The 20,918-nt window shown below is 72.9% G+C and carries 18 protein-coding genes; 8 read left to right on the forward strand and 10 right to left on the reverse strand.

Translation table 11 applies throughout. The features are described from left to right. Nucleotides 1-61 precede the first annotated feature (61 nt). Nucleotides 62-826: a hypothetical protein gene (locus tag ACFWJO_RS16735; protein ID WP_386865697.1), complete on the forward strand. Its 765-nt coding sequence runs from the start codon at nt 62-64 to the stop codon at nt 824-826. A gap of 250 nt (nt 827-1,076) precedes the next feature. Here the strand turns inward: ACFWJO_RS16735 and ACFWJO_RS16740 are convergent, their stop codons facing one another. The 5 genes from ACFWJO_RS16740 to ACFWJO_RS16760 all read right to left on the reverse strand — a co-directional run bounded on the left by ACFWJO_RS16740 (nt 1,077) and on the right by ACFWJO_RS16760 (nt 6,771). Beyond that, nucleotides 1,077-2,012, reverse strand: a complete 936-nt coding sequence (locus tag ACFWJO_RS16740) for a MurR/RpiR family transcriptional regulator (protein ID WP_386865699.1) — start codon at nt 2,010-2,012, stop codon at nt 1,077-1,079. Nucleotides 2,013-2,101: 89 nt separating this feature from the next. Then, nucleotides 2,102-2,584 (reverse strand): DedA family protein, encoded by a 483-nt coding sequence (locus tag ACFWJO_RS16745; RefSeq protein WP_386865701.1) that lies wholly within the window; start codon nt 2,582-2,584, stop codon nt 2,102-2,104. 244 nt (nt 2,585-2,828) lie between these two features. Beyond that, the gene (gene polX, locus ACFWJO_RS16750) at nt 2,829-4,571 is read right to left on the reverse strand and encodes a DNA polymerase/3'-5' exonuclease PolX (protein WP_386865703.1); all 1,743 of its coding nucleotides are present in this window, start codon (nt 4,569-4,571) and stop codon (nt 2,829-2,831) included. Between the two features lie 67 nt (nt 4,572-4,638). Continuing rightward, the gene (locus tag ACFWJO_RS16755; protein WP_386865705.1) at nt 4,639-5,337 is read right to left on the reverse strand and encodes a helix-turn-helix transcriptional regulator; all 699 of its coding nucleotides are present in this window, start codon (nt 5,335-5,337) and stop codon (nt 4,639-4,641) included. Nucleotides 5,338-5,394: 57 nt separating this feature from the next. Beyond that, nucleotides 5,395-6,771, reverse strand: a complete 1,377-nt coding sequence (locus tag ACFWJO_RS16760; protein WP_386865707.1) for a nucleobase:cation symporter-2 family protein — start codon at nt 6,769-6,771, stop codon at nt 5,395-5,397. Nucleotides 6,772-7,326: 555 nt separating this feature from the next. Here ACFWJO_RS16760 and ACFWJO_RS16765 point away from each other — a divergent pair. From ACFWJO_RS16765 to ACFWJO_RS16775, 3 genes are read left to right on the forward strand one after another with little or no spacing between them, the layout of a single operon-like run. Continuing rightward, nucleotides 7,327-8,727: a uracil-xanthine permease family protein gene (locus tag ACFWJO_RS16765; RefSeq protein WP_386865709.1), complete on the forward strand. Its 1,401-nt coding sequence runs from the start codon at nt 7,327-7,329 to the stop codon at nt 8,725-8,727. Next, the gene (locus ACFWJO_RS16770; protein WP_386865711.1) at nt 8,724-10,127 is read left to right on the forward strand and encodes an amidohydrolase family protein; all 1,404 of its coding nucleotides are present in this window, start codon (nt 8,724-8,726) and stop codon (nt 10,125-10,127) included. Before ACFWJO_RS16765 ends, ACFWJO_RS16770 begins: the two co-directional genes overlap by 4 nt. After that, nucleotides 10,124-10,834 carry a sulfite exporter TauE/SafE family protein gene (locus ACFWJO_RS16775; protein WP_386865713.1) on the forward strand — a complete coding sequence of 237 codons (711 nt, stop codon included), beginning with the start codon at nt 10,124-10,126 and terminating at the stop codon, nt 10,832-10,834. The genes ACFWJO_RS16770 and ACFWJO_RS16775 overlap by 4 nt, the downstream gene beginning before the upstream one ends. Here the strand turns inward: ACFWJO_RS16775 and ACFWJO_RS16780 are convergent. Beyond that, nucleotides 10,818-11,861 (reverse strand): substrate-binding domain-containing protein, encoded by a 1,044-nt coding sequence (locus ACFWJO_RS16780; RefSeq protein WP_386865715.1) that lies wholly within the window; start codon nt 11,859-11,861, stop codon nt 10,818-10,820. The two genes, ACFWJO_RS16775 and ACFWJO_RS16780, sit on opposite strands and share 17 nt — an antisense overlap. Nucleotides 11,862-12,093: 232 nt before the next feature. Here ACFWJO_RS16780 and ACFWJO_RS16785 point away from each other — a divergent pair, with 232 nt between their 5' ends. Beyond that, nucleotides 12,094-14,094: a PKD domain-containing protein gene (locus tag ACFWJO_RS16785; protein ID WP_386865717.1), complete on the forward strand. Its 2,001-nt coding sequence runs from the start codon at nt 12,094-12,096 to the stop codon at nt 14,092-14,094. Between the two features lie 80 nt (nt 14,095-14,174). On the opposite strand, the gene ACFWJO_RS16790 is transcribed toward ACFWJO_RS16785, so the two are convergent. After that, complete coding sequence (locus ACFWJO_RS16790) at nt 14,175-14,822, reverse strand: fasciclin domain-containing protein (RefSeq protein WP_386865719.1); 648 nt, start codon at nt 14,820-14,822, stop codon at nt 14,175-14,177. 35 nt (nt 14,823-14,857) lie between these two features. After that, nucleotides 14,858-16,495 carry a molybdopterin-dependent oxidoreductase gene (locus tag ACFWJO_RS16795; RefSeq protein ID WP_386865721.1) on the reverse strand — a complete coding sequence of 546 codons (1,638 nt, stop codon included), beginning with the start codon at nt 16,493-16,495 and terminating at the stop codon, nt 14,858-14,860. A gap of 454 nt (nt 16,496-16,949) precedes the next feature. Here ACFWJO_RS16795 and sigK point away from each other — a divergent pair, with 454 nt between their 5' ends. Together sigK and ACFWJO_RS16805 are read left to right on the forward strand one after the other, a co-directional pair. Further along, nucleotides 16,950-17,543: an ECF RNA polymerase sigma factor SigK gene (gene sigK, locus ACFWJO_RS16800; protein WP_386865723.1), complete on the forward strand. Its 594-nt coding sequence runs from the start codon at nt 16,950-16,952 to the stop codon at nt 17,541-17,543. After that, on the forward strand, nt 17,540-18,289 hold the full coding sequence (locus tag ACFWJO_RS16805) for an anti-sigma factor domain-containing protein (RefSeq protein ID WP_386865725.1): 750 nt from the start codon (nt 17,540-17,542) through the stop codon (nt 18,287-18,289). Before sigK ends, ACFWJO_RS16805 begins: the two co-directional genes overlap by 4 nt. 45 nt (nt 18,290-18,334) lie before the next feature. On the opposite strand, the gene ACFWJO_RS16810 is transcribed toward ACFWJO_RS16805, so the two are convergent. Then, nucleotides 18,335-18,751 (reverse strand): secondary thiamine-phosphate synthase enzyme YjbQ, encoded by a 417-nt coding sequence (locus ACFWJO_RS16810; RefSeq protein ID WP_386865727.1) that lies wholly within the window; start codon nt 18,749-18,751, stop codon nt 18,335-18,337. A gap of 162 nt (nt 18,752-18,913) precedes the next feature. On the opposite strand from ACFWJO_RS16810, the gene ACFWJO_RS16815 reads away from it, so the two are divergent. Continuing rightward, the gene (locus ACFWJO_RS16815; protein WP_386865750.1) at nt 18,914-19,990 is read left to right on the forward strand and encodes an NAD(P)-binding domain-containing protein; all 1,077 of its coding nucleotides are present in this window, start codon (nt 18,914-18,916) and stop codon (nt 19,988-19,990) included. Here ACFWJO_RS16815 and mltG read toward each other — a convergent pair. Next, on the reverse strand, nt 19,956-20,819 hold the full coding sequence (gene mltG, locus ACFWJO_RS16820) for an endolytic transglycosylase MltG (protein ID WP_386865729.1): 864 nt from the start codon (nt 20,817-20,819) through the stop codon (nt 19,956-19,958). The two genes, ACFWJO_RS16815 and mltG, sit on opposite strands and share 35 nt — an antisense overlap. Between the last annotated feature and the right edge of the window lie 99 nt (nt 20,820-20,918).

The raw sequence follows: 20,918 nt of genomic DNA on the forward strand, positions 1-20,918 counted from the left end.
ACCGGACAGGGCGGCGAGTGAGGCGGCACATGAGGCAGCGGCGGACGAGGTGGGTACGGGCATGAGGGTGACGCTGGGCGACGACGGCTGGACGGCGACGGTGACGGACACCCCGCTGGCCCTCACGCCCCGGTTCGAGGGCGGGTCGGTCCGGATCGACCCTGCCGTGGGCAAGGCGGAGCGGGAGCGGTTCGGCACGGAGACCTTCGGCAGCGGGGCGTGGCTGTGGGACACGCCGGACGAGGTCCGCTTCGAGCCCGCCGGGCGGCGGCTGGCGGCAGTCGGGTTCCAGCTTCCGCCGGAGTCCGCCTCGGCCGAGGACACGGCCCGCCTTCCGGACACGCCCGAGGTGCGCCCCGGTGGCCTCGTCGCGGACGAGGCGCGGGACTTCCGCCTGGAGACGTGCGCGGTGCTGTGCCGGGCGCCGGGGGACGCCGTCCTGACCGGGCTGCGTGACCTCGACGTGCTCGACGAGCCGCTGGAGGCGCGGATCGGCATCGCCCCGGACGTGGCGCTCCTGGTGCAGCACGGCGCCGTGGTCGGCTGGAGCCTGTCGGATCCCGTCCGTCATGTGACGCCGTGGTTCGGCGCTCCGGACGACGAGCCTCCGGCAGCCGCCACCCGGCGCCTGTTCACGGCGTGCCTGGACCTGATCACCGACCCGGGGCTCGATCTGCTCATGGACGGCGACCCGGCCGCGCTGGCCCGCCTGCGCGCCACCGACGAGGCCCTGCGGACCCAGCGCGAGGACCGGCGGCGTGCGGAGGCGCTGCGGGAGCTCCTCGCCACCCTGGTCGAGGACTACGGGACCGGACCGGCGGAGTGAGGTGGTGGCGGCTCCGGCCCAGGGGTTGACCGGAGCCGCCACAGTGCCGACCGCGCGAGGCGCGGTCCGCGCCGTTGAAACACGAGGGCCGTCTGAGGAGGAGGGGGCAGCCCTGCGGTGTTTGTTCGGGCCCGTGGGGGCGCCTTCAGTAAATATACTTACTGAAGAGAAAGCAAGAGAATGAAAATTTTCATGCAGATCGAGGGCGTGAAACCGCCCCCGGTCCACGCCCGCCCCGCTACCTCCTGACTCACTCGTCCAGGAAGAAGGCGTGCTGCTCCGCGGCCTGCTCGTACTTCTCCAGCCGGAGCTGCGTGCGCTCCGGGTCCGCGTCCGCCATGGCCTGGAGGATGGCCGAGGAGAGCACCCCGGGCGCCGCGTACGAGTCGAAGACCAGCCGGGATCCGGTGCCCGCGGTGAACACCGCGTCGGCCTCGTCGACGAGCGGCCCGAGCGCCAGGTCGGTGATGAGTGCGACGCGCAGGCCCGCGCCGCGGGCGGCCCTGAGGGCGGCCAGGGTCTCCTTGGCGTGCCGGGGCATCGCGAAGGCCAGCACCCACGTCCCGCCCGCCTCGCGTGCCTGGAGCAGGGTGTCGTAGGCGACGCTGCCGCCGCGCGTCACCACCCGGACGTCCGGGTGGATGCGCCGCGCGGCGTACGCGAAGTACTCGGCGAGGGAGACCGAGATCCGCAGGCCGAGCACGGTCAGCGGCACGGACCGGGCCAGTTCGCGGCCGACGTGGAGGATCCGGTCGGGGTCGGCGAACACCCGCCGCAGGGACATCAGGTTCTCGATCTCGGCGTCGACGGCCGCCTGGATCTCGTTGTGCAGCCGTCCCTCGCGGTCGTCGGCGGCCCCGGCGACCGCGCTGAGCGCGATGGGCTGCAGGGCCTCCCGGAGCGCGGGATAGCCGCTGAACCCCAGGGACGCGGCGAACCGGGTCACGGACGGCTGGCTGACGCCCACCCGCTCCGCGAGCTCGGTGATCGACAGGAACGCGGCCTCGGTGAGGTGGTCGGTGAGGAACTGGGCGATCCGCCGCTGGGCGGGAGACAGCCGGTGGCCGCCGAAGAGCTCCCGCATCCGCTCGGCGGGAGAGGCCGGAGAAGCCGTCTCCGCCTCCTCCGACCGCCTGCCCGGCGTGATCGCGGCTGCCTGCGCACGCGCCTGCTGGCCAGATGACACGGGGTGCCTCCCTCTCGACTCGCTGCTGCCCAAGATAGTTCAGAGGGCGGGGCGTCCCGGTCGTGCGGCGCCACGCGGCGAGGGTGGGCTCAGGACTCCTCGGCCGCGGTGTCGCGGGGCGGCCCGGCGGCCTTCCTCCTGCGGTGGACCACCACGCCGCAGACCGCGAGGAGGAGGGCGGCGACCACGGCCACCCCGAGTGCCGTCCGCTCGGCGAACAGCCTTCCCAGCACTTCGAGCGCGCCCAGTCCGGCGGTCGCGTAGAGCAGCGCCCAGGCCGCTCCGCCGAGGAACAGCGCGGGAAGGTAGCGGGTCAGGGGCATGCGCATGCTGCCCGCGAGGAAATTGGCGGCGGTCTGGAAGCCGACGGTCAGGAACGAGACGGCCACCACGGGCGCGCCCCACCGCTGGATGGCCCGCTCCGCGCGCCGGAACCTGGCCGAGGAGATCCGCCCGGCGAACCTGCTGCGCCGGGCGCCGGCCCCGGCGAGCCACCCGACGGCGAACGTCCCTCCGGCCCGGAGCAGAACGATCGCGTAGAGGGCGGCGGCGGTGAGCAGGACCTTATCCACGATGCCTCGCCCGATCTCCGTCTCTCACCCTGTGATCCGCCTCTGCCCGTGCGGTCTTCTGCCTTCCACCGCGGCGGCACCGTGATCCGGCAGCGGCACCGAGCCGGGCCCACCCGGCGCAGCCAGGTTAACCGAACGCGCGTGCGCCGGGCACACGGCGCCCGTCGCGGCAGAGGCCGTTCCGTGATCGGTACGGGACGCCCCGCCGGCCGCGTCGGACGTGAGGTCAGCGGCGGGCGGCGCTTCAGGTGCCCGTCCGGTGCGGTCCCTTCTTCGCCAGGAACCGGCGCAGTCTCGTCAGCGGCCAGGTGTTGATGACGTCGTCCGTCGTCAGCCAGCCGCGCTGGGCCATGGCCACGCCGTAGCGCACGTACGGTAGGTGCGTGGTGGAGTGCGCGTCCGAGTCCACGGCGAACTTCACGCCGTACCGCTTCGCCCGCAGGATGTCCTCGTCGCGCAGGTCGAGCCGCTCGGGATGCGCGTTGATCTCCAGCGCGGTGCCCGTCCGGGCGCAGGCCGCGAAGACCTCGTCGAAGTCGGCGTCGATGCCCGGGCGTTTGCCGATCCGACGGGTCGTGGGATGGCCGATGACGGCCACGTGGGGGTTCTCGCAGGCGCGGACGAGACGGCGGGTGAGTTCGCTCCTGCTCTGGTTGAAGTGCGAGTGGACCGATGCCACGCAGATGTCGAAGTCCGCGAGGAAGGCGTCGGGCCAGTCCAGGGAGCCGTCCGGGCCGATGTTGAGTTCCGTGCCGTGCAGCAGCCGCATCCCGTGGTGCGCGCCGTCGAGTGCCCGTACCCGCGCGCGCTGGGCGAGGATCTTCTCGTCGGTCATGCGCTGCATGTACAGGTTCGGGGCGTGGTCGGTGACGGCGTAGTAGGCGTATCCGCGGGCGGCCGCCGCGGCGATCATGTCCTCCAGCGGGGCCAGGCCGTCGGTGAGGTCGGTGTGGGTGTGCAGGTCGCCCCGGACGTCCTTCTCCGTCACGAGTTCGGGGAGTTCGCCGCGCAGCCCGGCCGCGATCTCGCCCCGGTCCTCGCGCAGCGTCGGCGGGATCCAGGGCAGTCCGAGCCTCTCGTAGACCGCTTCTTCCGTCTCGGAGGCGAGGGTCTCACCGCTCTCGGCGTCGAAGAGCCCGTACTCGGACAGCTTGAGGCCGTGGCGCACGGCGATCTCGCGCGTGCGGATGTTGTGTGCCTTGGAGCCGGTGAAGTACTGCAGTCCCGCGCCCCAGGACTCCGGGGGAAGGACCCGCAGGTCCACCTGGAGGCCGGTGTCGGTCCGTACGGAGGTCTTCTTCGCTCCGTGCGCGATCACCTCGGCGGTGTGCGGAAGGGCGGCGAGGGCGTCCATGAACGGGGCCGACCGGCGCGCCGCCACCAGGATGTCGATGTCGCCGATGGTCTCCTTCATCCGGCGCAGGGATCCCGCGTACGTGCACCGGACGCAGCCGCGGAGGTCCGACAGCTCCGCGACGAGCTGCTCGGCGACGTCCAGGGCGGCGCTGACGAGGATCCGGCCCTCACCCGCCTTCTGCAGGACGGAGATGCCGCGCAGGATGTTCTCCCCGGTCCGCTGCCCGAAGCCCTTCAGGTCGCGCAGCCGTTCCCGGCGGATGGCGTCGACCAGCTGGTCGACGGTGGTGACGCCCAGGTCCTCGTACAGGACCATGGCCTTGCGGGGCCCGAGACCCGGGATGGTGATCAGCTCGCGCACTCCGGCCGGCACGGACGTCCGGGCCTCCTCGACGACGGACATGCGGCCGGTCCGCAGGTACTCGAGGATCTTGTCGGCGACGGACTTCCCCACGTTCGGAATCTCGCGCAGTCCCTTCGCGTCCAGGGTGGAGACGTCCTGCGGATGGCCGCCGACCGCACGTGCGGCCTTCTCGTAGGCACGCGCCTTGAAGGCCTCGCCTCCCCGGATCGCGATCAGGTCGGCGTACTCCTGGAGCAGCGCCTCGACCTGGTCGTTGACTCGGACCATGCCTCCAGGATCCCTCGCGCCCGGCGCCCGGGCGAGCCCGTCAGGCCGAGCGCCGCCGGGCCGGACGTCAGGCCCGGCCGTCACCGGCGACGAGGTGGAGGAAGCGGTCCGGCAGGTCGTGCAGCCACTCGGTCCGCTCCCTGGCGATCTCCTTCAGCCGCTCGTCGTCGCTGCGGGCCACGAGATGGCCCATGTAGCGCTCGTTGAAACGGGCGTACTCCTGGTGCAGGGTGCGCAGCGCCCGCGCGACCGTGCGCTCGGGGGCGCCGACGTGCCGTGCGAGCGGGGCGGCGTGCTGCTTCCACCGGCCTTCGACGGCCTGGCGGAGCCGGGCGTCGAGGTCGCCGGCCCGGCCGATGACCCGCAGCAGTTCGCCCGGTTCCAGGCCGAGGGCGTCCGCCAGCAGCAGGGTCTGGCGGTCGGTTCCGTTCCAGTGGTGGTCGTTCTCGGCGCGGGCGTAGTCGCGCACGTCCATGCCGATGCGCCGGGCCAGCCGCTCGGCGCTGAACCGCCGGGCGAGGCGGTGCTCGCGAAGGGACCTCGGCGTCAGGTCCATCAGCACCGGCACGGGGCACCACAACGCGTCGGCCAGGGCGAAGAGTTCGTCTTCCGAAGGCGCCGCCGCCCCCGACTCCCAGGCGGCGAGGGCCGCCACCGGGCGGTGCAGGCCCAACTGCGCCATGCCGACGACTGTCTGTTCGCGGCTCAGGCCGATGCGGAGTCGGGCCGCCCGGGCCTGGGCGGGGGAGAACGGGGGTGTGGACACTGCGGATCACCTCGGGGGGCCGGGCCGCGGGGTGCCGGGCCCGGCGGAGCGGGAAGGTCAGCGGGCCGTGGCGGTCTGCGTGCCCGCCCCTTCGTCGTACGCGGCGAGCCCGTCCCAGTCGATGACCTCCCGTTTCCGGCGGCTCTCGAAGACGTGGAAGAACAGGTTCAGCAGCACCGCCGTCAGTGTGCCGAGCGTGATGCCGCTGCCCAGGACGGCCCGCACCTCGGTCGGCATCCGCTCGAAGAAGGGCTCGACGGCCGTCGGGAGCATCGCGGCGCCGAGACTGACGGCCAGGATGACGGCGTTGCGTTCCTCCCGGAGGTCGACCTTGCCGAGGATCTGGATGCCGACGGTGGCGACCATGCCGAACATCGCGACGGCCGCCGCGCCGAGCACGGGGTGGGGGACGGAGGCCACCACCGCTCCCGCCTTCGGCACCAGGCCGATGAGGATCATGAAGACGCCGGCCGCGACGACGACGAACCGGCTGGTGACGCGGGAGATGCGGACCAGACCGATGTTCTCCGCGAACGCCACGTACGGGAAGGAGTTGAGCACCCCGCCCAGCACGGTGGCGACGCCGTCGGCGCGCAGCGCGCGGCTGACCGTGTCGCCGTCGACCTTCCGTCCGGTGATCTCGCCCATGGCGTACACGTCTCCCGTCGTCTCCACCATGGTGATGAGCATGACGACGACCATCGCCAGCATGGGGAAGACCGAGAAGTGCGGCAGGCCGTAGTGGAAGGGCGTGCTGACGCCGAGCCAGTCGGCGTGGCCGACCGCCCCGAGGTCGGCGTCACCGAGCAGCCAGGCGACGGCGGTTCCTCCGACCAGTCCGAGCAGGATCGCGATGCCGCGCAGGGCCGGGCCGCCGAACCGCACCACCAGCAGGATGAACAGGAGGGTGCCGCCCGCGTACGCGAGGTTGGCCGGGTCCCCGTAGTGGGGTCCGCCGACGAGCGCCGAGCCGCCGCCGACGTCCTCGAGCGCCACCGGGATGAGGACGATGCCGATGACCGTGAGGAGGGTGCCGGTGACGACCGGCGGGAAGTACGCGGTCAGCCGCCCGGCGAAGGGGGCGAAGAGGAAGGCCGCGACACCACCGGTGATGACGGCGCCGTACACGACGAGGAGACCGGCGGTGCCGCCGCCCGCGCCCTGACCGATGGCGATCATGGGTGAGACCGCGGTGAACGTCGCGCCCTGGACGAGCGGCAGCCGGGCACCGATCCGCCAGAAGCCCCACGCCTGGATGACGGTGGCGATCCCGGCTGTGACCAGGTCGGCGTTGATGAGGTAGACGAGCTCCTGCCGGGAAAGGCCGAGGCTGTTGCCCAGGATCACCGGTACGAGCACCGCGCCGGCGTAGAAGGCCAGGACGTGCTGGAAGCCGTAGAGCGCGAGGGCGGGGAGCGGAAGTACCTCGTCCACCGGATGCCGGGTGGTGAGGGGTCGTCGGCGCGAGGCCAGTGGTGCCATCTCTGCCTTGCCTTGAGGGTAGGTGAATGAGAGGGGCGCGACGTCGCGTCGCGCGGAGAGCTGCGAAAGGGGTCCGGGCGGCCGCGCGGATCAGGCGGTTCACCGGCTGGCGGCACGGGGTTGCCGGTGCGCGGCCAGGCGTCCAGACGTGGAGGCGTGAGGGGGCCGGGGCTCACGGCCCGGGCCAGACACAGATCCTGGCGGACGGGCACGTCAGCACGCAAGCCAGCGACCCATGGTTTTTTAACCAAAACCCTTCGGTAACTCTTGATTCCATGGGCAGTGGCCGCCTCGACTGCGGATTTCGTCGCCCCCTCCCTGCTCGGGGGGTGGCCGGCCGCTCGGTCACCGCATCCCTGCGCGAACCCTTGACGGGCCTGGGGTGCCCTCACATACTGGCGGCCAAATCGATTTGGCCACTCCATGGCACATCGTTCTGGCTCCCCGTCCAGGGCCGGACCGCAGCAGCCGAACCCGTCCGTGTCGCACGCCGATCGGAGCTCGAACGTGTCCAGTCCCCGCCCGACCCTCCCCGGTACGGATCAGCCGCCCGCGCCGGAGCCCGCCGGCCCCGCGGAGGTCCATCCCGTCGACGAGTCCCGCCCGTTGGGCCGGATCCTCCTCTTCGGAATCCAGCACGTCCTCGTCATGGCCGCCACGCCGATCTCGGCGATCTTCCTGATGAGCGCCACCCTCCACCTCGACGCCGGCCTGACCGTCGACCTGCTCTCCGCGGCCTTCGTGCTCTGCGGAGTCGGATCCCTGATCCAGTCGCTGGGGCCGTGGAGGTTCGGGCCCCGGCTGCCCTTCGTGATGCTGCCGGGCGGCGCGCCGCTCATCCTCTTCCTCTCCATCGCCGAGCAACACGGTCTGCGCACGGCCTCCGGCGCGGTCGTCCTCACCGCCGTCTTCGCCCTCGTCGTCCTGCCCGTCTTCTCGCGGCTGCTCGCCTTCTTCCCGGCCCTCGTCATCGGCACGATGATCGTCATCGTCGGCGTCAGCCTCGTGAAGGTCGGCGCCGTGCTGGTCACCGGCCGTCCCGGCGAACCGGGCTTCGGCGACGCCACGAACCTGGGGCTCGGCGTGGCGACGATCGGCTTCACCGTCGTCTTCTACCTGCTGTTCACCGGGATCCTGCGCCAACTCGCGGTCATGCTGGGGCTTCTGGCGGGCACCACGCTGGCCGTGGTGCTGGGCCACGTCGGCGCCGGCCACGCCGTGGAGGGCGGTCTGGTCAGCCTGCCGCACCTGATGCCGTTCGGCCCGCCCGAGTTCAACCTCCTCGCCGCACTGCCGCTGATGCTCTACTGCCTCGCCTCCATGGCGGAGGCCACCGGCCAGACCGTGATCAACGCCGAGGCGGTCGGCAAGGACGTCGACCCGCGCACCACGGTCCCCCGGACCATCCGCGGCGACGCCGTCACCTCCCTGTTCGGCGGGTTCTTCGGACTGCCGCTGATGGTGACGAGCGGCGAGAACATCGGGATCGTCCGCGTCACCGGCGTCCGCAGCCGCTTCGTCACCGCCGCGGCCGGCGTGGTCCTCGTCGCCATCGGCTTCCTCGCCCCCGTGACCCGCGCCATCAGCCTCATACCGCCGGCGGTCATCGGCGGCACCGCCATGGTCGTCTTCGCGGTCATCACCGTGCTCGGCATCCAGATGCTCGGCCGCTCCGACCTCGACCGGCACACGAACACCTTCGTCTGCGCCGTGGCCCTCGCGCTCGGACTGCTGCCGATCCTCGTCCCGGGCGTGTACGCGGGCTTCCCGCCGAACCTCCGCATCCTCCTCGAGAGCGGTGTCGCCGTCGGCGCGTTCGTCGCCGCCGTCCTCAACGTCCTCTTCCACCACGTCAGGCCGGGCGTCGCCGCCCGCCTGGCCGCCGGCCGCACGGAAAGTGACCGATGAACCCGATCGTCCCCGAGCTCCTCGACGGGCCCGGCCCGCTCCTCCTCGTACCGGACGCCGTCCTGCTGCCCGAAGGGCCTGCCGACGGCTTCGGGGTGGTCGTCGCCGACGGCGCGTTCCGTGCCGTCGGCCCCGTCGACCAGCTCCGGCGCGCGCATCCCCACCTCGACGGGACACGGCTGCCCGGCCATCTCCTGATGCCCGGCTTCGTCGACGCCCACCACCACCTCACGCAGAGCTTCGGCTCCGCGCTCGCCTTCGGGGAGCCGTCCGAGATCTTCCGGCGGGTGTGGGTACCGCTGGAGGGCGCACTGGACGAGGAATCCGCTTACGTGGCGGCCAAGTTGGCGGCGTACGAGGCCCTGCGCGGCGGCTTCACCACGGTCGCCGACGCCGGGACCCGGGCCGGCGTGGACGTCGACGTCGTCGCCTCCGCCGCCCGCGACGCCGGAATCCGCTGCGTGCTCGGGCTCGTCTGCGACGACCCCCACCAGGGCGAACGCGCCACCGGCGTCCGCTCCGTCGCCGACCGGGCGGAACGGCACCTCGCCCGGTACGCCGGCGACCCGCTCGTCCACCCCTCGCTCGCCGTCTCCGTCCCCGAGGCGGCGACCGACCCGACCCTGACACGCGTCACCCGGCTCGCCACGGAGGCGGGAGCCACCGTCCAGATCCACGTCAACGAGCACCTGGCAGGCGTCGAGCGCTCCCTGCTACGGCACGGCTTGCGTCCCCTGGAACACCTCCACCGCGTCGGCGCGCTCGGCCCCCACCTGCTCGCCGCCCATGCCACGATGCTCACGCCCCGCGAACTGACCCTCCTCGCCGACACCGGAACCGCCGTCAGCTACAACCCCGTCGCCAGTGCGTGGAAGGGGAACGCGGTCGCTCCCGCCCTGGCCATGGCCGAGCGCGGCATCCGCTTCGGCCTGGGCACCGACGGAACCCGGGGCGACGGATTCCGCCTCGCCGAGGCGGCCGAGTTCGCCCAGCGGATCGCGTACGGCCTCGCCAGCGGCGACTCCTCGTGCGGCGCCGGCTGGACGTGGCTCGAACACGCCACCCGCGGCAGCGCCGACGCCGTCGGCCTGCGGGCACGTACCGGCACCGTCGCCGAGGGCCTGGCCGCCGACTTCCTCCTCGTCGACGTCACCAACCCCGAACTCGCCCTCTCCTGGGACCTGCCGTGGGAGCTGGTGCGGCGCGGCAACCGCGACCAGATCACCGCGGTGTTCGTCGGCGGCAGGATGCGGCTCTGGCGCGGCCGGCCCACCTCCTGGGACGGCCCCGCGCTGGTACGGCGAGCCGCCGGACTGGCCCGCACCGCCGTGTCGAAGGCCGCCATCACCCGGGTGCACCACACCTCCGTCGCGGCACGCGGACGGAGCGCCGCGCGGTGAGCACGCCGGAACTGGCCGTCCTCGCCGTGACCGTGGCCGTCGCGGCGTTCGTCCAGGGCGGCAGCGGGCTCGGCTTCGCGCTGATCGTCGCGCCCGTGGCCGGGATCCTGGACCCCGGGATGCTCCCCGTGTTCGTCCTGGCGTCGATGATCCCGCTCAACGCGTACGTCGCCTGGCGCGAGCGGGCCTCGCTCGACCTGCGCGGGGCCGGCTGGATCAGCGCGGCACGGCTCGCCGCCACCCCCGGCGGACTGGCCCTGCTCTGGCTGATCCCGGACCGCGGCCTCGGCCTGTTCGTGGGCGTCGCCACCGTCCTGGCGGCGGGCCTGAGCCTCGCGGCCCCCGCGTTCGCCCCCGGCCGGGCCGCCTACGTCGCGGCGGGCGCGGTGACCGGACTGACCGAGACGGCCACCGGCGTCGGAGGTCCGCCGCTCGCGCTGGTCTACCAGCACCGGCCGCCGGCCGAGCTGCGCTCCACCGTCGCCGCCTGCTTCCTCGTCGGTGAAGTCGCCTCCCTGGTGCTGCTGTTCACCACCGGGCAGGGTGATCCCGGGGACCTCGGCCGGGCGGTGCTGCTCCTGCCGGCCGTCGCGGCCGGCGCGTGGCTGAGCCGCCTGGTGCACGGCCGGCTGGACGCCCGCAGGATGCGTCTGTCCGTGCTCGGGTTCGCGCTGGTCTCCGGGCTGGTCCTCATACTGGGGCGGTGATCCTCAGCGACGACGCGCGCGGAATCACCCGCGGCTCGGGCGACGTGACCACCTCGTCGGTGGCCACGTCGCCGCGCAGCCGTCCGAGGAGCAGTTCGACCGCGTCGGACGCCGCCCGGTCCAGGTGGAGGTCGACGGCCGTGAGGGGCGGTTCACAGGTCCGTGCCCGCAGGCCGTCGTACCGGGTGACGACCATGACGTCGTCCGGTACGGCGCGCCCGCTGTCCTTGATCGCGCGGACCGCCCCGACGGCGAACGCGTCCACCAGCCCGCAGACGGCGTCGGTCTCCGGGTGCGTGGCGAGCAGCTCCGCGCAGCTCCGGTAACCGGCCTCCTCGCCGCCCGTCTCGGGTGCGGTCACCACGGTCGGCGGCCAGCCGTACGCCTCGGCGATCCGCTCGTACGCGGCACGGGCGTCGACCGACGAGTGCCGCTCCCCCGACCCGACGATCAGCGCCGGCCGCCTGGCGCCCTGCTCGTACAGGTGGGAGAACAGCTTCTCGGCGACGAGCTCGCCGCGCAGGTCGACGTAGGGCGCCGCCTCCTCCGGCGACACGGGCCTGCCCAGGGCGACGTACGGCAGCCCCCGCTCCTTCAGATGCGCCGCCGCCGCGTCGTTCACGTCGGGTTCGACGACAATGGCCCCGTCGATGTCGACGGAGTCCAGACCCGAACCGGACCGCACGGGCGGCACCAGCACGAGCGCGTAACCGTGCAGCAGCGCGCTCTCCGCGACGGCGGCGGCGATCTCCATGTAGAAGCCGAGCCGCGAAGGCCCGCCCGCCACGGCGACCGGCATGGACGAGGCGAGCGCGATGACCCTGGCCTGCCCGCGCCGCAGACGCTGCGCCCGCAGGTTGGGCCGGTAACCCAGCTCGGCGGCCACGTGCCTGACGCGCTCCCGGGTCCGCGGATCGACCTTGCCGATCCCGTTGAGCGCGTGCGAGACCGTCGTCCGCGACACCCCGGCGGCGCGGGCGACGTCGGCGATCGTCGGTGGCCTCGGCACGGACCCGGAAGTGGGCATATCCGTCGCTCCTCGCGTGCTCGTCGCAGGTGATGGCTCCATCATCGCCGACCGGGGCGGCGCGCACAGGGATACGTACACATGCCCGATCCGCACGATCCCTTGACGTAACGCACACAATTCGGCACTGTCCGTGCTCGGACACCGGCGGAGACGGGGACATCGGCGTGCCCGTCCCGCCGCGGGGATTCCTAGGGGGGAATCGATGCACGCGTTATCGACGCGTCCGCGCATGCCCATGCCCGTACGGAGGCTCCTGGCCAGACTCGCGGTCCTGGCCCTCGCCCTGACCGGCCTGGTCGCCCTGGCGCCCGGCGCCTCGGCGGCGCCCGTGCCCGACGCCTCGGCCCTTCCCACGGCCGTCGCGCGGTACGGCACCTCCACCGTGAAGCTGAGACTCGACGGCGAGTCCAGCACCCAGTCGACACCGACCGACCTGGTGCTCGTCCTCGACGAGTCCGGGAGCATCGACGGCACCGAGTGGGGCCAGCTGAAGGACTTCGCCAAGAGCGTGGTCAACGGCGTGGCGGCCCACGGTCTCTTCACCAACGGCGGCAGGGTCGGCGTCGTCGGCTTCGCCGACGGCGTGACGCCGCCCGTCAGCGCGCTCAGCGGCGACAAGGACGCCGTCCTGAACGCCATCGACACCAATCCCAAGCAGAACACCGGCACCTGCATCGCCTGCGGCCTGGCCGAGGCCAACGCCGTCATGGGCCCCGACGACCCCGCCCGCAACCAGCTGGTGATCGTCATCACCGACGGCCAGCCGACCAGCGGCAACACGGCCGCCGAGGCGGCGGCCCTGCAGGCCAAGGCCACCGTTCTCGCCGTGGGCGTCGGCGGCGGGATCCAGCAGGCCACGCTGGAGGTCATCGCCAGCGGCCCCGGCTCCGACAACACCTTCTCGGCCGGTGACTTCGGCAGCCTCGACACCCTCCTGAAGCAGATCGTCGAGGCGGTCGTGGTTCCCGGCGCCACCCACCCGTCCCTTGCCGTCACGCTCGACGCGCCCTGGGAGCTCGTGCCCGGCACGGTGACCGCCAACCTCGCCGGATCGGCCGTGAACAACGTCACCGCGGACGGATTCACCTGGTCCCGGGCCGAACTCGGGGACGAGAACCTGGAGATCACCTACCAGGTGAAGCACCGCGGCGCCCCCTGCGGGCCGCTCGACGTGAACAAGTCCGTCGTCTACCACGACGACCAGAACGCCTCCGTGACCTTCCCGAAGGTCGTCGTCACCGTCAACTGCCTGCCGCCCGTCGCGGACGCCGGGCCCGACAGGACCGTGGACGAGGGCTCCGCGGTCGCCCTCGACGGCTCCGCCAGCCACGACCCGGACGGCAGCGTCGTCTCGTACGCCTGGAGCGGCGCGGACGCCGGCGTCGGCTCACTGGCCAACGCCTCCGCGCCCGTGGCCACGTACAACGGCCTCGACGACGGCAGCGACGCCGTGACGCTCACCGTGACCGACGACAACGGCCTCACGGACGACGACTCCGCGACCGTCACCGTCAAGAACGTCGCCCCCGACCTCACCCTGACCACCTGCCCGGTCGACCCCCACGCGGTCGGCACGGACGTCGCCTTCTCCGGTACGTTCACCGACCCGGGCACCCTCGACACCCACACGATGTCGGTGGCGTGGGGCGACGGCACCACCACCGGGACTCCCGGAGTGAGCTCCCCGGTGGGCAGCACGCACCAGTACGCGGCCGCGGGCATCTACGACATCGCCGTCACCGTCACGGACGACGACGGCGGGTCCGACACCCGGCACTGCGGCTTCGTCGTCGTGTACGACCCCGACGGCGGGTTCGTGACCGGCGGCGGCTGGATCACCTCGCCGGCCGGCGCCTACCCGGCCGACCCGGGGGCCACGGGCCGCGCGAACTTCGGCTTCGTGTCGAAGTACAAGAAGGGCGCGAGCGTGCCCACCGGCAGCACGGAGTTCCAGTTCAAGGCCGGGAACCTGAACTTCCACTCCGCCGACTACCAGTGGCTGGTGGTGGCCGGTGACAAGGCAATCTACAAGGGCACGGGTACCGTCAACGGCAGCGCCGGGTACTCGTTCATGCTGACCGCGACCGACGGCACGCCGGACACCTTCCGGATGAGGGTCTGGAAGACCGCGGACGACACCCTCGTCTACGACAACCAGATCGGCGCGGCACCCGACGCCGACCCGACGACCGCGCTCGCGGGCGGCTCGATCGTGATCCACAAGGGCTGACGCCCACGCCGTGCCACCGGTCCGCCCGCGAGGGACGGGCCGGTGGCACGGCCGTTCGCGGACCGTGTGCCCGCCGCGGGCTACTCGGGCATCAGGACGGTGTCGACGATGTAGACGTTGGCGTTGGCGGTCTTGACGTTGCCGCAGACGACCTTGGAGGTGTCGTTGACGGTGTAGTCCTCGCCGGAGCCCTTGGTGGTGACCGTGCCCGTCTGCAGGGTCTCGAAGCTGCCGTTCTCCAGCTGCTTCGGGGTGAGCTTCTCTCCGACCACGTGGTAGGTGAGGATCTTGGTGAGGGTCGCCTTGTCGGCGAGGACCTTGTCGAGGTCGGCCTTCGGGATCTTCGCGAAGGCGTCGTCGGTCGGCGCGAACACGGTGATGTTCTGGGCGTTGTTGAGGGTGTCGACGAGGCCGGCCTGCTTGACCGCGGCGACCAGGGTCGACAGGGCCGGGTTGTTCGACGCGGCGGTCGCGACCGGGTCCTTGGCCATGCCGTCGAAGGAGCCCGCGCCCTCCTTCGGCACGCCGGCGCAGGCGGGGCCGAAGGGCTGGTCGCCGGTCGTCGCGCCCTCGGTGGGCGTCGCGCCGGTCTTCGCCCCGTCGCCCGCCGCGCTGGACGGAGCGGCCTTGGTGCCGCTGTCGGAGTCGGAGCACGCGGCCAGCGAGAGGGGCAGCAGGGCAGCTGCGGCGACGGCGACGGCAGTGCGGCGGATGTTCGTGCTGTTCATGATCGAGACTCCTTGGGAGGCTTCTGTCCGGATGTTCACGAGGTGGTGCTGACCGGTGCGGCCTTCGGCCGTCCGGTGGTCTGGGTGACGGTGACGAAGACGCTGTGCCGGCCGCTCGCTCCGTCGGGGATGGTCCGGGTGCGCTGCTCGGTCTGGACCTGGCCCGTGCCGTCGGTCGCGCGGACGGTGATGTCGTGTCCGCCGGGGGTGGCGTTCCAGCGGTAGGACCACTGACGCCAGGTGTCGACGCCTGCCTGGGCGGCGAGATCGGCGTCCTGCCACGGCCCGTCGTCGACGCGGATCTGGACGCGGGTGATGCCGCGGCGCTGGGCCCAGGCGACGCCGGCGACGGTGACGGTTCCGGCGGCGGGGCGGGCGAAGGGCCTGGGGGTGTCGATGCGGGACTGGGTCTTGACCGGCGCCCTGCGGGCCCATTTCCGTTTCACCCAGTACGGGTCGTAGGCGTCGAAGGTGGTGAGCTCGATGTCGGTGATCCACTTGCAGGCCGACACGTACCCGTACAGGCCGGGAACGAGCATCCGGACCGGGAAACCGTGGTCGAACGGCAGGGGTTCGCCGTTCATGCCGACGGCGAGCATCGCGTCCCGGCCGTCCATGACGTCCTCGACCGGGGAGCCGAGCGTCATCCCGTCGACCGACCGCGCCACCAGCTGATCGGCTTTCCCTCCCCGTGACGGTGGGATGACACCGGCCTCCTTCAGAAGGTCGGCGAGGGGGACGCCGAGCCAGCGGGCGTTACCGACGTAGGGGCCGCCGACCTCGTTGGAGACGCAGGTCAGGGTGATGTCGCGTTCGATGAGGGGGCGGGCCAGGAGCTGGTCGAGGGTGTAGGTGCGGGGGCGGGTGACGCCTTCGCCGCGGATGCGCAGCCGCCAGGTGCCGGCGTCGATCTTCGGCACGGTCAGAGCGGTGTCGACGCGGTAGAAGTCGGAGCCGGCGGTGGTGAAGGCGGTGACACCGGGGATCTTCAGCTGAACGCCCGCGGGGACGGCGGGGGCGGGTGAGGCGGGCCTGGGCAGGACCAGGCTCTCGCGGGAGGCGACGGCGCCCCGGCCTCGGCGATCGGTCAGGAACCGTCCCAGTGCGCCTGCCGAGGTCGCCGCCACGGCGGTCACACCGGCCGCGGTGAGGAAGCCGCGCCTGTTCCACCCGCCGGCGCTGTCCTCGCGGACCTCGCCGGCGGGGTCCGGGGCGGGTACGGCCCTGGACGCCATGACGTGCAGGGCGAGGGCGCCCGTCAGCGCTCCGGCGATCGAGGGGAGTAAGTCGCCGATTCCGGTGGCGTCCGGCCGGCTCAGGGCGGCTGCCGCTCCGACGACTCCGAACAGCAGTACGCCTGCTGCCCCGGCCCGCCGATGCGACAAGGCGAGGACGCCCAGCGCCATGGCGATGAGGGCGAGAATCGTCAGGATCCCGAGCTGCAGGACGATCTTGTCGTTCTCTCCGAAGGTCCGGATCGCGAAATCCTTCACCGCGGCCGGAGTGCGGTCGATCACCGCGCCCCCGACGACCGTCACCGGCCCTGCCGCGGGGCGCACCAGTCCGGCCACGAGCTCGGCCACGGCCAACGCCGTGAAGGCGGCCAGGAGTCCGGCCGACGTGCCGCGTGCGGCACGGACGAGTTTGCTGCGGAAGCTGCTCACACCCGGCATTCGGCGAGCCTCGGCCGGCGGATTGGTCCGGCCCTCGAAGGAGTGAAACCGTGCGCCGTGCCGCCGTCGGACCGCGAGGGCGCCGGCGCGGGGTCCGGTGCAGATGCGCGGCACACGGGGCGCGGTCGCCGCCGCGGGGTCGAGGGCTCCGCCGGCCTGCCCGGCCGCCAGGCCTTCGGGACCGTGCTACGGCCGGCGCCGCGTCGGCGCTCCACTTCCCCCGACCGGGCTACCCGCAGGTGGTGCCGGTGAGGAAGAGCCCACCCATCCGCAGGGCCGTCCGCTACGAAGAACGGACGACACACGAACGGATTCCTCACAGCGGACCGTCTCCGGGGACGGTCCGGCACCCCACGAGCGACGACACAAGGAGCGGCATGCGATGGACGCCCCGCCCCCCGACGGCCGGCCCAGGCCGCCCCTTCGCCTTCTCCCCACAGCCGGAGCGGCGCAGGTGAACCAACCGATCCCCTTCGGCACCGGCCGTCCCGCCGACGCCGAGCGCAACGACCTCACCGACGTCATGCAGCGCGTCGCCCAAGGCGACAAACAGGCCTTCTCCTCCCTCTACGACGCCCTCGCACCCCTGGTCTTCGGCATCGTGCTCAAGGTCGTCCGCAACCGGGCCCAGTCGGAGGAAGTGGCCCAGGAGGTCATGCTCGACCTGTGGCGCCAGGCCGCCCGCTACCGCCCCGATGCCGGCTCCGTCACCACGTGGGCGGCGACGATCGCCCACCGCCGGGCCGTCGACCGGGTCCGCTCCGCCCAGGCCGCCACGGACCGCGAGCACGCCCAGGCCGCCCGCGAGCACACCACCGCCTTCGACGAGGTCGCCGAACAGGTCGAGACCCGGATGGAGTCCGAACAGGTACGCCGCTGTCTGCGCGGCCTGACCGAGCTCCAGCGCCAGGCCGTGACCCTGGCCTACTACCGGGGCCTGACCTACCGTGAGGTCGCCGAAGCCCTGCGCACGCCGCTTCCCACCGTCAAGACACGCATGCGCGACGGGCTCATCCGTCTCCGCGACTGCATGGGGGTGACCACATGAAACACCACGCCACCGACGCCCACACCCTCGTCGCCGCCTACGCCCTGGGCGCACTCGACGAAGACGAGCGCAAGGACTTCGACGCCCATCTCCGGACGTGTGAGGCATGCCGGCAGGAAGCCGCCGAGTTCGAGGCCACCACGGCGCGCCTCGCCGCGGCGGTCTCCCAGACTCCCCCGGCCGCGGCCAAGGCCCAGGTCATGGCGGCCATCGACGGCGTACGCCAGCTGCCCCCGCGCATCCCCGCCCCCCGTGTGGCGCCCGCCCTCGGTGGCTTCCTCCGTCGGCGCGCGGTGCCCTGGGCGCTCGCCGCCAGCGTCGCGGCCGCCGCGCTGGGAGGCGTCGCGGTCTGGCAGACGCAGAGCGCACAGGAGGGGGAACAGCAGGCCCGCCAGGCCCAGCAGCAGCTCGACGCGGTCAGTTCCGTCCTGGCGGCCCCGGATGCCCGCACGGTCCATGGCAGGACGGCCAACGGAGCCCTGACCACCGTCGTCGCGTCCGACCAGCAGGACAAGGCCGTCTTCACCGCCGCCAACCTGCCCGCACCCGGCGCCGGGAAGACGTACCAGCTGTGGCTCGACCACGACGGCACCATGCGCCCGGCCGGACTGATCGATCACGACGGCACCGTGATCCTCGCCGGAAACCCCGCGGACGCGGGAGCCGTGGGGCTCACCCTGGAGCCGGCCGGAGGTTCCCCCCAGCCCACGACCGAGCCCCTGCTTCTGCTGGCACTTCCCTCCTGACCAGATACCCGGCGTGCGCCCCTGCCGCGTGCCTGACCGGCCCGATCAGCCCAGGAAGCTCAAGCGCACCTGCCGCTGCGGGTTGTCCTTGTTGGTGTCCACCAGGCAGATCGACTGCCAGGTGCCGAGTTCCAGCCGGCCGCCCACGATCGGGACGGTGGCGTGCGGGGGGACCAGGGCCGGGAGGACGTGGTCGCGGCCGTGGCCCGGGGAGCCGTGGCGGTGCTGCCAGCGGTCGTCGGCCGGGAGGAGGTGGTGGAGGGCGGCGAGGAGGTCGTCGTCGCTGCCCGCGCCCGTCTCCAGGATCGCCAGGCCGGCAGTGGCGTGCGGGACGAAGAGGTTGAGGAGGCCGTCGCGGCCCTCGGCCGTGCGGGACAGGAACTCCTCGCAGTGGCGGGTGAGGTCGGTGACGGTCTCGGTGGAGCCGGTGCTGAGCGTGAGGATCGTGGTGCTGAAGGCCATGGGCCCATCCTGCCGACCGGGGGCAGCCGCCGCATCCGAACCCGGAGGGAGGTCGGGAAGATCCCGGAGGTGCGCGCGGTTGGTGGAATCGTGAACGATTTCGAGGTACACGACGTGCCGGAGCAGCGCGGGGCCCCCGGCCGCGGAGGCACGGGCCGCGCGGTGCGCGAGGTCGACGTCGTCGTCATCGGGGCCGGGCAGGCCGGGCTGTCCGCGGCCTACCACCTCCGGCGCACCGGCTTCGAGCCCGAGCGGGACTTCGTGGTCCTCGACCACGCGCCCCGGCCGGGCGGTGCCTGGCAGTTCCGGTGGCCCTCGCTCACGTACGGCAAGGTGCACGGGATGCACGCGCTGCCCGGCATGGAGCTGACCGGCGCCGACCCGGCCCGGCCGTCCTCCGAGGTGATCGGCGGGTACTTCGCCGACTACGAGGAGACCTTCGGGCTGCGGGTGCACCGGCCCGTGGAGGTCTCCGCGGTCCGCGACGGCGAAGAAGGACGGCTGCTCGTCGAGAGCTCGGAGGGCGTCTACTCCGCCCGCGCCCTGATCAACGCGACCGGCACCTGGGACCGGCCCTTCTGGCCGCGCTACCCGGGGCAGGAGACCTTCCGCGGCCGCCAGCTGCACACGGCCCGGTACCCGGGTCCCGAGGCCTTCGCCGGGCAGCGGGTGGTCGTGGTCGGCGGCGGCGCCTCCGGCACCCAGCACCTGATGGAGATCGCCGACGTCGCCGCCGCGACGACCTGGGTCACCCGGCGCGAGCCCGTCTACCGCGAGGGCCCGTTCGGCGAGGTGGAGGGCCGGGCCGCCGTCGCCCTCGTCGAGGAGCGGGTACGGAAGGGACTGCCGCCGCAGAGCGTCGTGTCCGTCACGGGGCTGCCGCTCAACGACGCCGTCCGTGACGCCCGCGAACGCGGCGTCCTGGACCGGCTGCCCATGTTCGACCGGATCACCCCGACGGGAGTGGCCTGGGACGACGGGCGGACCGTGGAGGCGGACGTGATCCTGTGGGCGACCGGCTTCCGGGCCGCGATCGACCATCTCGCCCCGCTGCGGCTGCGCGAGCCCGGCGGCGGCATCCGGGTCGAGGGCACCAGGGCGGTACGGGATCCCCGCGTCCATCTCGTGGGCTACGGCCCCTCGGCCTCGACCATCGGCGCCAACCGGGCCGGCCGCGCCGCCGTCGCCGACGTCCGGCGGCTGCTCAGGACCTCGCCGCAGCCCGTCGCTGTTCGTTGAAGTCGGCGACGTTGGCCTGGTGTTCGGGGTAGCTGGCGGTGAAGCGGGTGTCGCCGTGTCTGACGGTGACGAAGTAGAGCCAGTCGCCTTCGGCCGGGGCGACGGCCGCGCTCATGGCCTGGTCGCCCGGGTTGCCGATGGGTGACGGGGGCAGGCCGCGGCGCTCGTAGGTGTTGTACGGGCTGTCGATGCGGGTGTCCTGGTGGGTGGTGTCCACGGTGTCCCTGCCCAGGGCGTAGTTGATGGTGGAGTCCATCTGGAGCGGCATGCCCTGGGCGAGCCGGTTGTAGACGACCCGCGCCACCTTGCCCATGTCCTCCGGGGTGTCGGCCTCGGCCTGGACGATGCTGGCGACGATGACCAGCTCGTGGACGCTCATGCCGTGGCGGCGGGCGCCCTCCGCGATGCCGGGGGCGCCGAAGCGCTTCACGGCCGTGTCGACCATGTAGCGCAGGAGTCCCTCGGGAGTGGTGGCCTTGCCGACGGGATAGGTCGCCGGGAAGAGGTAGCCCTCCGGGTTCCCGCCGGCCGCGGCGGGCAGGGCGAGTGCGGTGGCCGGTGCCTGGGCGGCCTTGCGGGTGGTCCCCGCGGCCAGTCCGAGGGAGCGGTCCACGGCCGCGTACACCTCGCCGCCGCGCCAGCCCTCCGGGATGAGCAGGGTGCGCTGCTTCTCGGGTGCGGGGCGCTTCGGGTCCCCGCCGAGCAGCAGCAGCGGCACGGTGATCCCGACGGCGACGGCGAGCAGGGCGCCGAGGACGACGAGCCGGCCCCGGCGGGTGAGCCGGGTGCGGCGGCGACGGTGTTCGGGCTGCCAGGTCCGGTGCGTCATGTTTTGCACGCTAACCCGGTTCCCGGGCGATTCCGGGGAGCCCGGCGGTGTCCTGCCGTGCGGGCCCGTCACGCGGCGGCGCCGCCGGTCCCCTGGGAC

The sequence above is a fragment of the Streptomyces sp. NPDC127092 genome, from assembly GCF_042722475.1.
Lineage (GTDB): Bacteria > Actinomycetota > Actinomycetes > Streptomycetales > Streptomycetaceae > Streptomyces.